We start from the raw sequence: 14,502 nt of genomic DNA, 5'->3' as shown, positions 1-14,502 counted from the left end.
TTCTTAAAAAGGAAGAGCGACTCAAAACACGAATAACACTACTATAAATAAGAGATTTCAGAATCAGACTCACATTTTTCACCATATTAATAAGGTATTGTTTTAAATATCATTCTCCAAACATAAACAGCTTATACGACATAATTCAATGATAAATATCGATATAAAAAAGGCCTGATACCCCAAATAGAAATGTGACATCAGGCCTTATAACATGTTGTTAATTTACAGTTTAAACTTACCCACCACTGATATCAGCTGACTGTTTGCCGCCGCAAGGCTTAGTGTTTCATTCAGTGTCGCTTCTTCATTTTGAGATAATTGACTCACAATGCCTCGTATCTCATTCATATTCTGGGTAATTTCCCCGGCAACTGAGCTTTGCTGTTCTGCCGCTGTCGCAATTTGAGTATTAAGGTCATTCATGTGGTTAACTGACTCTGAGATGGTATCAAGATCGCGAGCTACAAGGGATGTCGTTTCTGCTGACTTCTCACACGTCGATTTCGTCGTATCCATTGCTGTAATCGCATCATTAGAACCGTTACGGAGATTGTTCAGTGTCTGCTCAATTTCACCGGTACTTTCCTGCGTTCTGGCCGCAAGAGCACGTACTTCGTCAGCAACAACTGCAAAGCCTCGGCCTTGTTCACCGGCACGTGCTGCTTCAATCGCTGCATTCAGTGCCAACAGGTTAGTTTGCTCGGCAATTTCACCAATCACTTTCAGAACGTTGGTGATTTCTTGGGTGTCTTTTTCAATGGCAGTAATGCTGTCAGATGTTTTTTCAACTTCATCAACCAGCTGCGAAACCGTGGTTGTCGCCTGTGTGACGACGTCTTTAGATTCAACAACCTGCGAGTTTGTTTTATGCGTAAACTCAGATGCTTCTGCCGCATTACTTGCCACATCGCTGGCGGTCGCACTCATTTCTTCCACCGCGGCAACAACCTGATCGGTTTCAGAGGTATGAGCAATCAGTACCTGATGATTAACTTCAGTCTGCTTTTTAAGCTCATCCACACTGTGAGATATATGCTGCGAAGCCTGAGAAACATCACGCATCATTGTTTGCAGATTCGCAATAAAGACATTTATTCCCTGTGAAATCTGACCAAGATCATCATCGCTGGTCACAGGTAAACGACGGGTAAGGTCACCATTCCCCTGAGATAAATCCGTCACCATTTCTTTCAATGACAAGATCGGGCGGTACAGGAAGTTCAGTATAGCCACAACCAATACGATCCCAACAGCTAACATCAGCAGCGAGGTGAAAATAGCATTTGTCAGCGCCTTATCCACTTCAGCATAGGCAACTGACTCATCGACACCGATAAACAGATACCAACGCTTGCCGTTAACCAACTCGATTTCACGGGAAAAAGCCACCTTGTTTACACCATTCAGTGTATAAGGCATCGTCAGCTCATGATTTGCCACCACAGCCTGCCACACATTCGCCATGCCCAGGTTATCCAAGCGAACGCCAACCTTAAGAGCAGGAGAATTGGATGCCAGCGCCATTCCCGTTTCATCAACAATCGACGTTACAGCGCCGGGAAAGTTCACGTTTTGAACGGTTTCAGAAAGAATCGACAGCTCAATATCCCCAAGAATAACCCCGTTACTTACGCGCTTAACAAGCGAGATTAGCTGCTCACCAGTACCTGAGTCGGTATAAATGTCAGCTAAAGTCAGACTGTCAGACCTCTTTCCCTGTTTATACCAAGGGCGGACACGAGGATCGTATTTATCTGTATCAGCAATACCGTTAACCCAGACATCATCGCTTTCATTCATGAAGGCGCGGCCATCATCCAACCCAAAAACAACATAACTGAATCCGGATCCCTCTGCCGTTAATTTCGCCAGCTTTACAAAACTCTCCGGAGTCAGGTTCGGATCGTAATTATCAGCAACAGACTGAACAGACTTTGCCTTATTAATGAACCAGGTTTCTATCCTGCCAGCCTCATAAGACAAGGTCGACATTGATTTATCATTCACTGCATCAATCGTACTTTCTTTCAATGAAAGATAAGCAAGCCAATTAGAAGCGAGCAGACTTGCTGCTACTAATAATGCAACAGATATTATTATTGTTTTTTTAAACCCGAGCGAGTTCATTTATTCAGACCCTTTAATAATGGATATAACTTTATAGGGAAGAAAAGCTTAAAGCTGTATGTCACTCATACCCTAAAGCAACTCATAACAGCTCAATATTAATAACAACACGCATTTGATTATTCTTATTGGCTATGTATGCAAAAAGTTCGCATAATCTTCCACAACAGAAGGGCGAGAATTCTAATTAAGGAGAGATAAAAAGCAAGGTGAACTCAGTCAACTTGGTTATAGTTTCGCCGGAATTTAGAAAAATAACATATGAAAATTATGTTCTGCGATAAACACACGAAATGAATCAACTAATTTCATAACATATCACCACGGCATACTGTTAATTTGCATGAAGAAAATGAGACAAGATAAAAGCAAATGTGAAGAGTTACTTCAAATTCATGTTTTTATGAAAGCTCCAAATAATAGACAATGCATTGCTTAACAATAAATTCATAATACAAACCGGCATTTCCATTAAGCATTTCTTTAGAGCAAGATCACATTATTTCCGCAACATGTATCATTTAAAATCTGGATTTGTACAAATTGAGCATTTTATAATTAACGTGTTTCACCATACCCAAAACATAAGCAACCATACTCATTAAATATTGCTCCCCTTATTATTCAGGGATTTGAAGACCATGAAATTAACAATAAAGACGAAACTAACTGCACTCTTGTGCATTCCCCTACTCGTTTTGGGGGGATTTTTTATTGCAAGTCAATTAAATACAGAAAAAAACGTCCTGGAAGTTGAAAGTAATAATGTAAAGCGCCAGGTTGCTAAATTAATGAATGACAATTTAATGGGTCAGGTTGACACAGTCAGCCGCTCCATTACGGGTTATTACGAGCAATCAAAGCTGGAAAATATTAAAAAAGATCTAGGCACAGAGATCACAACATTTCGTAATACAATTAAGCATATGTATCAGAACAGCAATTCTGTATATGATGCCAAAAACAACATTAACGCTTTTATTAATGAGTATCGCTGGGACAATGGTCGCTATATCCTTGCATATGATGCAGAAACCATTGTTAACGTTGCTAACGGTGTTAATGCCAGCATTATCGGAACCAGCTCTTACGACAAAACCGATAAGAAAGGTAACTACTACGCCCGCGATATCGTTAATGCTGCTAAAAATAATGAAATTGGCTTCAGCCAATATTACTTCCTTAACCCTACAACCAACAAAGTTGAAGCAAAGATAACCGCTTCTGTCTACTTTGAACCACTCAATCTCGTTATTGCTACCGGTGAATACATCAGTACCCTGAAGCAGAGCAAACTTCAGGCTGCACTGGACACCATCAGCTCCAGTAAATATGGTCAGAACGGTTACTTCTGGGTACAGGATAAAGATGGAAAAATCCTGGCTCACCCGAAAAAAGAAATTATCGGTACTGTCATTCCTTCAACGACATCTCTGATTGCTAATCAGATTCAGGGCAAATCAGATGTTTTCGTCAAGATCGCATTTGAAAACCCGACAACCAAGCAAACCGAAAAAAAAATGGTCTACGCCAAAAAGGTATTCCCTGAATGGGGATGGACCATTGCGACCGGTGCTTATGAAAGTGACATCCTGACTATTCAGAAGGGTCTGACTGACGCAACTCAGGAGATCTTCGATGAAAATGTCAACATGAGCATCACTATTACAGCGATTCTGCTAATTCTGGCCGTGATCATTGCTGTAGCGATTCTGAATGTGATTATTAAGCGTCTGGTGATCCTGAAAGAGCGTATTGATACCCTTTCAACTGGCGAAGCAGACCTGACCTCTCGTATTGATGTCGCTTCAGACGACGAACTTGGTGATATCGGTATTTCAGTCAACAACTTCATCAAGTACCTTCAGTCTATGATTCTAGAGATCTCTCAGGCTTCAACTCATATCACTGAAGGCATCAAAGAGCTTAACCAACAGTCAGAACGAAACAATCAAGCACTGGCTAACCACGCATCAGAAACTGATCAGGTTGTCACCGCCATTACTGAAATGAGTTCGACCGCTGAAACCGTTGCCCAGAGTGCGACAGATACAGCGTCTAACACTCAAAAAGCCAACGATGAAGCAATGTCATCAAAGACTATCGTTTCTGAAGCATCTAACAGCGTTATTGCTCTGGTTGATGAAGTCAGCACAGCTTCTACCAGTATTAACACCATGAACGAGAGCACACAGCAAATCGTTAGCGTGCTGGGCGTGATTGGTGAAATTGCCGAGCAAACCAACCTGTTGGCACTGAACGCAGCGATTGAAGCAGCCCGTGCCGGAGAACAAGGCCGAGGCTTTGCGGTTGTAGCTGACGAAGTCCGTTCACTGGCAGCTCGCACCCAGACAAGTACCGCGGAGATCAACGAGATCCTGGCAAAACTACGTGATGATGCATCAAGTGCTGTAGCTGCTATGGAAGTAACAAAGACCAGCTGTGAAAGCACAGCAGAAAGCACAGCAAAAGTGTCTGACAGCCTGGATGCAATGACCAGTTCGATTGTTGAAATCAACGATCTGAGCTCTCAAATCGCAACGGCTTCAGAAGAACAAAGCTCTGTGACTGAAGAAATCAGCCGCAACATGAGTAATATCCGCGAGATGGTTTTCGAACTGACTCAAAACAGCCAGGCGACTGTCGACAGCACGCAAAACCTATCTGCTGCGAACTCCCAGCTAAGTGCACTGGTAAGCAAATTCAAGTTACAGTAAGCGCACAAGCAGTAACACTTAAACAAATAATCCCTGCACAAAAACCGCTGAACTATCAGCGGTTTTTTATTCGAAGGTCTTACAGTTCAAATGCCGGAATCAACGAAACCAACGTCAGGGCACCCAAGCATAAATTGAACATCCGCTGCTTTTCAGCCGAGTTCAAATGAGCTTTAATCCAGCTTCCCAAACAAGCCCAGCAACTGTTCGCAAAAAAGCCGAACACAGTAAACACCACAACAATATTCAACACAGATAACCAATATTGCTCCGGCACACTATAACTGGTGACCAAAGCCAGGCTTGCCATCCACGCCTTGATATTACCAAGCTGGAAAACAATTGCCTGCAAAAACGAAAGCGGCGCTCCCCTGTTCTTTGAACCAGACATACCACTGAGAAAAATCAATTTTGCCACCAGCCAAAGCATATACCCCAAACCAGCATAACGAAGTGACTTATAGACTACGGGATGCTGCTCCAGAGCCACCGCCAGTCCACCAGCACAAAACAGAAGCAGGCAAACAATACCGAAGCGAATCCCGACAAGATGCTTCAAAGACTGCCTTACACCAAACTGAGCGCCGGAACTGGCCAGCAGAAAGTTATTCGGCCCCGGTGTTATTGCGGTAATAAAAGCAAATAAACTCATTGCTGGCATTAAATCCCATACTGTTTTCATCCTGATTCCCTGAAATGCTGATACCTGTTACCGACACAGCGTAACCATGGGAAAAGGCCAACACCTATTGTTTATTCGTCACCATGACAATTCTTCTGTTTCCTTCTGCCTCTTCCTTATTTATTCTTTAATCAAGAACAAAATGTAACCCATACAAAGGTGACAATGTTTATTCCCGATATCTCCGGTCGGCCGGGGCCTAAGTTTCAGGCTTTGGCCGATGCACTGGCTGAAGCCATCGAAAGTAATGAGCTGAAAGCTAATTCCAAACTACCTCCACAACGCATTTTGTCTTACCGGCTAGGGGTTACTGTCAGCACCATTACTCGAGCTTATCAGGAACTTGAACGTCGGGGATTAACAGAACCTAAAGTCGGCAGTGGTACCTATGTGAAAGATCGTGAGGCTGAACAGCAGAGCTTCTACAATCCCATCACCACCCGTAGCGGTATTGATCTTGCGGTCTGCCGTCCGCTACTTCTCAGCCAACAACACCATCTCTCAACCGCATTGCAAGAACTGTCTCTTGAACCGGTCGCTCAGAAAGCCGTGCTTGATTATTACAGTGCCGATGGTTTGCAGGGCCATAACCAAATCCTTCAGCAATGGCTGAGCAAAAAGATGCGGAGCGAAATAGACAACCGTCGGCTGCTCTGGACATACGGCGGCCAGCACAGTCTGACAACCATAGTTCAAGCCCTGACCCGCCCGAGCGATACCATTCTTGTTGAAGGGCTGACCTATGCTGAATTTATCCGCACTTGCCAGCATTCCGAACGCAAACTGGTGCCAGTCCGAATGGATGACCAAGGTATTGATCCTGACGATCTGGAGCTGCACTGCAAAAGGCACAAACCACGGCTACTTTACCTGACACCGGCAATCCAAAACCCGACCGGTATTCAGCTCAACGACAGTCGCCGCCTGAAGGTGATTGAAATCTGCCGACGTTACAAGATAATGATTATTGAGGATGATGTACTTTACTGCCCGCCAGAAAACCGTATTACGCCGATTGTCGCTATAGCGCCGGATATTACCTTTTATGTCGGCAGCTTTTCCAAGTACTTTGCTGGAGGGCTTCGGGTCGGCTATATCGTCATGCCCCTACACCTTAAAAACACCATGGAGAAAGCCCTTCGTGCCAGTTGTATGAATATCAGCCCGCTAATGACAGATCTGGTTTGTCGCTGGCTGAGAAACGGGGCGATGGAGGCTGTCGATAATGAAATTGCAATGGAACTGAAAGCCCGTCATCGACTTTTTAATCAGTATTTCCACCAGCCCAATCCGGCAACTGTTCCGGGATTCAACTGTTGGCTGAAGCTGCCAGAGCCTTTGACCGGATACAGCTTCAGCAAGCAACTAAGTGACAAAGGCGTTGTGGTAAGAGAGGCCGAAATGTTTACCGTGGGACGTTATCCGGCTCCTGCCGCAATCAGGATATCCCTGACAGGACCATCAAGCCGCAATGAACTTAAAACCGGACTGGAGATTATCAAAAACGAAATCCAGCGAAGCAGTTAAAATAAAGGCTATCCATACCTGTCAATTAGGACGTATGGATAGCCTGAGCACTTAATGTTTTAACGCAATACGATGCAAAGTAATGTAATTACAATCGAATATCGTATTTCCTTCCGATATCAACAACAGCTGCTACTGCTACAACGTGAAGCATACTGGCTACTACAACTCTCACCACGGTTACCCAAACCTTCGTCACTGTTGCCGAGATAAGTCGCTTCAGACAGGTAGAAACCGCTAAACACATCTTCAAAATCAGCAAATACAGAACGCTCTGCCAATCCTGTTGCTATTAACGCCTGCTGCCATGCCTTCACTTTCGGAAAATCAGACAGAAAATCATACTTGGTATGCTTCTCAATAATGTCAGCACGATGAAGTAAAGGCAGCCAGGCAATATCAACATTGCTCAGTGATTCACCTTTAAAGTAAGGGCCGTCACCTAATACTTTTTCTGCCTTTGCAAAAGCTTTGCTGAGGTTAGCCGATCTTTCTGCTAGGGTTTCACAATCCGGGCTTCTCATTGCGCCGCACTGAACAAGATACTGCTTCGCACCCTGGTAACTCCATGCCCGATCGATTGCTCGCTGTTCTGGCGACACATCGCTCTCAAGCAAACCATAAACCTCATTGATATACTCAACGATGGCTTCTGACTCAAATAACGCAGTACCATTTTCGGTGACCAGAACAGGCACCTGTCCATTAGGAGACAAATCAAGAAACCATTGCGGCTTATCTTTCAGGCTGATGTACTCAATATCATAGGCAATGTTCTTCGCTTCCAGTAAAGCTGTTACACGTTGAACAAATGGACAGATTTTAAAACTAATTACTTTGATCATCTTTTTCTCTCATTGTTTTCAAAAGTACTTATAAGACGAAGAGGAATTAAAAAAGACGAAAAAAAATCATGATTTTTTCAGCATTTATTGCAAGAGTTTGATTTTAAATCACAATCTATGACGTTGCCGTGCTGATCAAGAGAGAGATGGCAGCAATCTTCAAAGGATTTACGCAATAACATCCGACCTTTCTGCACCCGGGATTTCAAAGTGGAATAGCTGATCCCCTGCTTTTCCGCATACTCTTTTTGAGACAGGCCATGCACATCAATTGCAGAGATCAATTCAGACACATCTGCTGGCAACGCCTGAATAAAAGGAAGCAGGCACGGAGACAGAGCGTCTTTGATATCAGAATCTTTCTGTTCATACCAAAGGTCGTCAGAACTTAGTCCACGTGTTTTTGCTTTATCCCGATAAAAATCAATGATGGCATTACTTGAAACCTGGAAAAGCCAAGACTTAATACTGTCCTGCTCTTTAATCGCATGCAGGTTTTGGTAGGTTTTTATCAGAATATCCTGGAGCAAATCATCAACATCATCGGCATCAGATACCCGTGAATGTAAAAAAGCCCTGATTGCCGCCTGATACTCTTTCCAAACAAACTCGATATTCATTTGCTGCTCCGTTGAACTGCTTCTTACTTAAATACTAACCGCGCGCATGATACGCCTAATAGAAAAATAAAAAAGCCTGCACAACAACCTCCGTACTCGTTTTATCCTCCGGAAAAGATGCCGCTGCACAGGCATTTAGAAATACGCTCAGTCAGTAAGGGACTAATTCCGGTTAATCGTAATATCAGAGACGAAACCGTGTTCTGTTGCTATCAAAGCCTGTTTTAACATCATGGCTGCTTCATCCGCTGTCATAAAACTTGAGGTGTCCATTTCTTTGCCGCTGGTTGTCCAGAAATCAGTTGCCATCCCACCCGGATAAACAGCAATAAGCTTCATCGGACTCCCTTTCAGTTCCAATCGCACAGACTCCACCAGCCCTTTGACCGCCCACTTCGCGGCACAATAAGTTGATTCACCCGCCTTAGCAACCTGAGCAGCAGTAGACATCACAATCACAACATTAACTTTATGAGTACGATAACGAGCGACCAGCTCACGCAACAAATAGATAGTCGATATGACATTATTCTGAATTAAGTCATTGATAGCCTGAGGGTCTTGCTCCTCAATCGAACCAAAATACCCGCTACCTGCGCAATGGATAACCGTATCCGGCACTTGTTCCAAACCATCCAGTAATGCAGCAACATCGGCAGGATCACCCAAATCAGCAGGATGACTCTGCACGTCACCGCTCATTTTTCCGACCACATCTGACAAGCGTTGCTGATTACGTCCACTAAGCAGCAACGTCTCCCCGTCCGCGTTATATAACTTCGCAAGTGCCGCGCCAAGGCCGCTACTTGCCCCTGTAATCAAAATCATATTGATGCTCCAAAATCCTTCACGAACTGATTCACGTCATTTCTGTTCAGCAATCTGTATTTATCTTTTTCAAAACTTTGATAGAGCCTCTGATGAAACTCGCGTGAGTTCTTATTATGGCGGTGCTCGTATTGTGACGCCCAGGTCAGCAAGGCCTGAAAGTTTGCATCTGCCGCCTCAGGATCCAGTTGTTTTGAGCTTTCAGAGCCTCTGCTTAATAAAGCTTCATAGCAATCCTGCCATTGGAAATCGAGATAAATCATCATATCTGCGCATTCCACTAGAGGTTCGATTAAGGCGCCGAAAACACCTTCAACAACCCAGTCGGATGACTGTTTAATCTCTTCGATGGCAATAGCTACCTGTTCTTCACTACGTTTCTGGTTATAACCGCCTGGCATCCAGAAAACAGAATCGAGATTCACAACATCTGAACCATTGTTTTCTGCCAAAGCCGCTGCCAACCATGTTTTCCCGGAACCTGAATTTCCCAAAATTAAAATTCGACTCACCTTAGACTCCAATGTGGTGTTTCCTTAAAGCGATGAATACTGACTGCGGATCATCTCTATAAAATGCGCCACAATCGGCGAGTTATTTCTTCGGTCATAAAGCGCACACAAATCAGCCGGAAGTGACTCTTTCAACCGAATAAACTTCACGTTATCCCATTTATTGCTACTGAAACTCTCTGGCACAACAGAGATCAACTCGCTGGTAGCCACTACCGCCATAATCGTACCGGGTTCAATCACCTCCTGCACAATCTGTGGACGACACCCTTTTTCCTGACAGGCATGGATGAACATTTCTGCCGAAGCTGAATTGCGCGTATCGAGAAAAGCAAATTCTTCATTATCCAACTCAGCAACAGAGATAACCTGTCGCCCGCTCAACGGGTGATCATCAGATACGACAACACATAAGTTTTCCCGAAACACGGTTTCAGAACAAAGCGGATGGATATTGAAAGAATCGGCATAGCGAGACAGGCCGACGTCGATACTCTTATCGAGTAAACGCTTTTTCTGTTGCCGCGGAGAAAGTTCCACAAAATTAAAATGATAGTTGGGATATTGGTTTTTAAACCGTTTCAGCACCGAACCAAAACCAGCGTAAAACACGGAGCTCACAAGCCCGATATTGATAACCTTGTTTTGCTCCCGTCCGACCTTAATCGCATTGTGTAACGCGCTGTCGATGGTATCGAAAATCCGCACACACTCTTTTTTCAGCTGCAAACCGACTTTGGTCAGCTCCACATTGCGCGAATCACGAATAAACAAGTCATAGCCAAGCAATGCTTCAAGTTCTTTGATTTTCGCACTGAGCGGTGACTTAGTAATGTTTAAGCGTTCGGCTGCCTGGCCAAAATGCTCATGCTGAGCGACTTCATAAAAATAGCGCAGCATTTTCAGTGAAATACGCCCTTTCGACACAAAGCTTTCTGTTATCTCGTTCTTCACCATTTTTGCAGTCCTGCACTATGGTTAGGTTTACCGTTATTTTGCATATTCTTGTTATAGACAATGTGACCCGAATAACAGCCTTTGCTGCTATTTGCTAAATTCAACCAGAGTGCTCACATTCTCGCCAAGTAACTATTCTGTTTTTGCTGACAAACATGCTTTTTTTAGCGATTTTTCGCGAACAATAGTGAAGCTAAAGTGAAGGCCTGACCCAAAGAAGTATCAGAAGGTAACAGACATGCATAACGATCCAGTTAAAAACGCCCTTGCCATCATTCAGGCTCGTAAACCCGGCTTCCAGCCAAAGGCTGCTTTTATTTTAGGTTCCGGCCTAGGGATGTTGGCCGACGAGCTGAAAGGCAAAACAGTCATCCCTTATGAGGAGCTGGATGGTTTCCCGGTAAGCACGGTTGAAGGTCACTCAGGCGAGCTGGTACTTGGCACCATGAATGGCGTGGATGTGGTTTGCATGAAAGGTCGCGGACACTACTACGAACACCAGACAATGAAAGTAATGACTACACCGGTTCGCACGTTTAAAAAACTGGGCTGTGAATTCCTACTGGTAACCAATGCGGCCGGCTCCCTTCGTCCTGATAAAATTGATGTCGGCTCTCTGGTGATCTTCCATGACCACATCAACACCATGCCGGAATCACCGATGACAGGCGCAAACGATGACGAATACGGGCCACGCTTCTTCAGTCTGGCTAATGCTTATGACAAAGAGCTACGCAAAAAAGCATTCAGCGTCGCCGAAACAAAAGGAATTAACGTCAACCCGGGTGTCTTTGTTTCTTATACAGGCCCGAATTTCGAAACCGCTGCCGAAATCCGCATGATGCAAATCATGGGCGGTGATGTTGTCGGAATGTCCGTTGTACCGGAGGTGATCTCTGCCGCGCATTGCAACTTACCGGTACTGGCAATCTGCGCGATCACCAACATGGCGGAAGGACTGAGCGATGTTAAGTTGTCTCACGAACAAACGCTAAAATGCGCAAAAATGGCGGAAGCCGATTTCATTCACCTGATCAAGGCATTCATAGATACGCATTTTAAACCGGCTGAATAACAGTTAAGTAACTGACAATTAAGTCTGCTAAGAGCCTTTTATGCTGTCGGTTAACGACCATTTTTGAACAATACCGACAGCAATTCCTCGACCAATACAGTTACTCTGTCAACTCATTAAATGCCTTATATCGGGACAACATCTGCAATCCTTCAGCTACCGGACGATAGGTAATATACCCGCAGTAAGTATTTACTCCCTTAGCAAATCCTTTATCAGTCCTGAGAACGGTAAGACCCTCTGATGCTAAACGAGTTATATAACCTAACGTCGCGTTGGTCAGAGCGATAGTTGATGTTCGCGGATAAGCACCGGGCATATTTGTCACGCAATAATGTGTCACTCCATTCACTTTATAAACAGGCTCAGAGTGCGAGGTTGGTTTTGAAGTTTCAATACAGCCTCCCTGATCGATACTGACGTCAACAATCACACTCCCCGACTGCATTGAAGCCACCATCTCTTTTGTCACAAGGTGCGGTGCCCTGCCCCCTGGATGCAATACACCGCCAACCAGCAGATCAGTATCAGCCAATTCGCTGGCAATAGCCTCCTGTGATGATAGAGCCACCCTGTGATTTTCCGAACGGCCCTGCTGCAAAGCACTAAAACGCTCTTTATGACGGGTAAAAATCACTACTTCACTACCGATTCCGTCAGCAACTTTTGCCGCATGACGGCCAACAACACCGTCACCCAAAACGACAACCTTACCGTAACGCTGACATAAAACCGTCCCCAACTGCATCCCTTTGCCATCGGCAAACTTCGCCAGGTAATAACTACCGATTGTGACGGCCATATTGCCGGCAACTGCACTCATGGGAGCAAGCAATGGCAACCTGCCGTTTTCGTCCTCAACGGTTTCGTAACCAATCGCAGTGGTACCGGCCTTTAAAAGAGCTTCTGTCAGAGAAGGGGCTACACCAGCCAAGTGCAGATAGGTGAAGAGCATTTGTGATTTCAGGTAAGGATATTCACTCTCAAGCGGCTCTTTGATTTTAACCACCAGCTCGCTGTCCCAGGCCTGTGCAACATTGACAACCTGACAACCGACCTCCATGTATGCCTCATCAGTAAAACCAGAACCAGCTCCGGCACCCGACTGCACTTTCACAACATGCCCGGCACCGATCAATTGTTCGGCACCCAGAGGCGTCAGCGCGACCCGGTTTTCTCTGTTTTTTATCTCCTTGATGACACCGATATCCACCGTGGCTTCCCCTTGTCATATTCGTCAATGCATTGAGTGTAGTTCGGAAATTACCGTGTACTGTTGAGCAAAAAAGACAATGCAAAAAACGTTATTCCGATCTCATTAAAATATGAAGCATGTCGAATACATGAACCACTTCAACTCATATAATCAAACATCTGTTTAAAAGGATTTTAATATGTTGCTATACAAAACAATCATAGGCATCAACAAACAGCTCAATAAACTAGTCAATATCCCGTTTACTCAACTGGAATCAGGCGCAGATAGTTTGACAAAAGCCGGAGAGTTAATGTCATCGGTCGGTGCGAAAAAAGCCATGATCGTAACAGGGCGATCCAGCTCAATGGCTATCATGCCGCAACTGTGCGAATCACTGAAAGCGCATGATATTGATTATGCAATTTTCAATCAGGTCATGCCGGATCCGACTATTGCTACTGTGGCAAATGGTGCAGACTTCTATAAACAATTTGAGTGTGACTCAATTATCGCCATCGGTGGAGGATCGCCAATTGACTGCGCCAAAGTCATCGGTGCCAAAGTGGTCAAAGACAGACCGGTGCGAACTATGGCCGGTAAACTGAAAATCAGAAGAAAGCTGCCACCATTCCTGGCGATTCCAACAACGGCCGGAACAGGCTCTGAAGCTACTGTCGCCGCGGTTATTACCGATCCTTCAGCACAACAGAAATTAGCTATCATAGATCCTGTGCTTCTGCCAGATTTTGCTATCCTTGACCCCAAGCTAATGACAAGCCTGCCACCGGCGATGACAGCCGCAACCGGAATGGATGCCCTTACCCATGCCATCGAAGCTTACATCGGCACTTACCACACAACACTAAGTGATAACTACGCCACAGAGGCAATACAAAAGATTTTCACCAACCTGCCAATAGCTTATGAAAATGGTCAGGACCTTAAAGCCAGAGAAGAAATGGCGTGGGCATCTTACGAGGCTGGCTGTGCTTTTACCCGGGCGTTTGTCGGCTATGTCCATGCTATAGCTCACCAACTTGGCGGGATATATCACATCGCTCACGGACAAGCTAATGCTGTACTATTGCCGGGCGTACTTCGCCTCCTGCAACCTTATTGCAGGCAAAGATTAGATAACCTGGCTGATATTATTGGCCTAACTGGAGGCGACGCATTTATTGAGGCGGTAAGCAATCTCAATAAACAACTAAATATCCCTGAAGGTTTTAAGGAACTAAAAGCCGAAGATATTCCGATGATAGCCAAACGAGCTTTGGAAGAAGCGCACGGCACATATCCGGTTCCCGGTTATTTAAGCCAGAAGCAGTGTGAACAGCTACTTCATTCATTACTGATTGAAGAAACCGAAGAAGAAGCACTGACGGTGTAACAACTGAATACACAGTTCATG

The 14,502-nt window shown here is 44.7% G+C and carries 12 protein-coding genes; 4 read left to right on the top strand and 8 right to left on the bottom strand.

The annotated features are described in order from the left end of the window. Positions 1-225 precede the first annotated feature (225 nt). Complete coding sequence (locus C942_RS06830; protein ID WP_232428142.1) at positions 226-1,995, bottom strand: methyl-accepting chemotaxis protein; 1,770 nt, start codon at positions 1,993-1,995, stop codon at positions 226-228. 776 nt (positions 1,996-2,771) lie between these two features. On the opposite strand from C942_RS06830, the gene C942_RS06825 reads away from it, so the two are divergent. Further along, positions 2,772-4,847 (top strand): methyl-accepting chemotaxis protein, encoded by a 2,076-nt coding sequence (locus tag C942_RS06825; RefSeq protein ID WP_007463957.1) that lies wholly within the window; start codon positions 2,772-2,774, stop codon positions 4,845-4,847. 79 nt (positions 4,848-4,926) lie between these two features. On the opposite strand, the gene C942_RS06820 is transcribed toward C942_RS06825, so the two are convergent. Then, positions 4,927-5,529 carry a LysE family translocator gene (locus tag C942_RS06820; RefSeq protein ID WP_036798949.1) on the bottom strand — a complete coding sequence of 201 codons (603 nt, stop codon included), beginning with the start codon at positions 5,527-5,529 and terminating at the stop codon, positions 4,927-4,929. A 165-nt stretch (positions 5,530-5,694) separates the two neighbouring features. Here C942_RS06820 and C942_RS06815 point away from each other — a divergent pair, with 165 nt between their 5' ends. After that, positions 5,695-7,056, top strand: a complete 1,362-nt coding sequence (locus C942_RS06815) for an aminotransferase-like domain-containing protein (protein ID WP_007463951.1) — start codon at positions 5,695-5,697, stop codon at positions 7,054-7,056. 119 nt (positions 7,057-7,175) lie between these two features. Here the strand turns inward: C942_RS06815 and C942_RS06810 are convergent, their stop codons facing one another. From C942_RS06810 to C942_RS06790, 5 genes are all read right to left on the bottom strand, one after another. Further along, positions 7,176-7,901, bottom strand: coding sequence for a glutathione S-transferase family protein (locus C942_RS06810; RefSeq protein WP_007463950.1), 726 nt, complete (start codon positions 7,899-7,901; stop codon positions 7,176-7,178). Positions 7,902-7,978: 77 nt separating this feature from the next. After that, positions 7,979-8,521: an RNA polymerase sigma factor SigZ gene (gene sigZ, locus C942_RS06805; protein WP_007463948.1), complete on the bottom strand. Its 543-nt coding sequence runs from the start codon at positions 8,519-8,521 to the stop codon at positions 7,979-7,981. A 162-nt stretch (positions 8,522-8,683) separates the two neighbouring features. Further along, the gene (locus C942_RS06800) at positions 8,684-9,349 is read right to left on the bottom strand and encodes an SDR family NAD(P)-dependent oxidoreductase (RefSeq protein ID WP_007463945.1); all 666 of its coding nucleotides are present in this window, start codon (positions 9,347-9,349) and stop codon (positions 8,684-8,686) included. Beyond that, positions 9,346-9,861 (bottom strand): P-loop NTPase family protein, encoded by a 516-nt coding sequence (locus C942_RS06795; RefSeq protein ID WP_036799158.1) that lies wholly within the window; start codon positions 9,859-9,861, stop codon positions 9,346-9,348. The genes C942_RS06800 and C942_RS06795 overlap by 4 nt, the downstream gene beginning before the upstream one ends. 24 nt (positions 9,862-9,885) lie before the next feature. After that, complete coding sequence (locus tag C942_RS06790) at positions 9,886-10,818, bottom strand: LysR family transcriptional regulator (RefSeq protein WP_007463943.1); 933 nt, start codon at positions 10,816-10,818, stop codon at positions 9,886-9,888. 238 nt (positions 10,819-11,056) lie between these two features. Here C942_RS06790 and xapA point away from each other — a divergent pair, with 238 nt between their 5' ends. Then, positions 11,057-11,893 carry a xanthosine phosphorylase gene (xapA, locus tag C942_RS06785; protein ID WP_007463942.1) on the top strand — a complete coding sequence of 279 codons (837 nt, stop codon included), beginning with the start codon at positions 11,057-11,059 and terminating at the stop codon, positions 11,891-11,893. Positions 11,894-11,993: 100 nt separating this feature from the next. Here the strand turns inward: xapA and ald are convergent, their stop codons facing one another. Continuing rightward, positions 11,994-13,106, bottom strand: a complete 1,113-nt coding sequence (gene ald, locus C942_RS06780; protein ID WP_007463941.1) for an alanine dehydrogenase — start codon at positions 13,104-13,106, stop codon at positions 11,994-11,996. A gap of 181 nt (positions 13,107-13,287) precedes the next feature. Here ald and C942_RS06775 point away from each other — a divergent pair, with 181 nt between their 5' ends. Then, the gene (locus C942_RS06775) at positions 13,288-14,481 is read left to right on the top strand and encodes an iron-containing alcohol dehydrogenase (protein WP_007463940.1); all 1,194 of its coding nucleotides are present in this window, start codon (positions 13,288-13,290) and stop codon (positions 14,479-14,481) included. The last annotated feature ends 21 nt before the right edge of the window (positions 14,482-14,502 follow it).

The sequence above is a fragment of the Photobacterium marinum genome, from assembly GCF_000331515.1.
GTDB lineage: Bacteria > Pseudomonadota > Gammaproteobacteria > Enterobacterales > Vibrionaceae > Photobacterium > Photobacterium marinum.
This window is presented reverse-complemented; position numbering and strand designations above follow the sequence as displayed.

Coding starts and splice junctions, on each gene's coding strand:
- C942_RS06830 (WP_232428142.1), bottom strand. CDS start 1,995: ATGTCGACCTTGTCTTATGAGGCTGGCAGGATAGAAACCTGGTTCATT.
- C942_RS06825 (WP_007463957.1), top strand. CDS start 2,772: ATGAAATTAACAATAAAGACGAAACTAACTGCACTCTTGTGCATTCCC.
- C942_RS06820 (WP_036798949.1), bottom strand. CDS start 5,529: ATGAAAACAGTATGGGATTTAATGCCAGCAATGAGTTTATTTGCTTTT.
- C942_RS06815 (WP_007463951.1), top strand. CDS start 5,695: ATGTTTATTCCCGATATCTCCGGTCGGCCGGGGCCTAAGTTTCAGGCT.
- C942_RS06810 (WP_007463950.1), bottom strand. CDS start 7,901: ATGATCAAAGTAATTAGTTTTAAAATCTGTCCATTTGTTCAACGTGTA.
- sigZ (WP_007463948.1), bottom strand. CDS start 8,521: ATGAATATCGAGTTTGTTTGGAAAGAGTATCAGGCGGCAATCAGGGCT.
- C942_RS06800 (WP_007463945.1), bottom strand. CDS start 9,349: ATGATTTTGATTACAGGGGCAAGTAGCGGCCTTGGCGCGGCACTTGCG.
- C942_RS06790 (WP_007463943.1), bottom strand. CDS start 10,818: ATGGTGAAGAACGAGATAACAGAAAGCTTTGTGTCGAAAGGGCGTATT.
- xapA (WP_007463942.1), top strand. CDS start 11,057: ATGCATAACGATCCAGTTAAAAACGCCCTTGCCATCATTCAGGCTCGT.
- C942_RS06775 (WP_007463940.1), top strand. CDS start 13,288: ATGTTGCTATACAAAACAATCATAGGCATCAACAAACAGCTCAATAAA.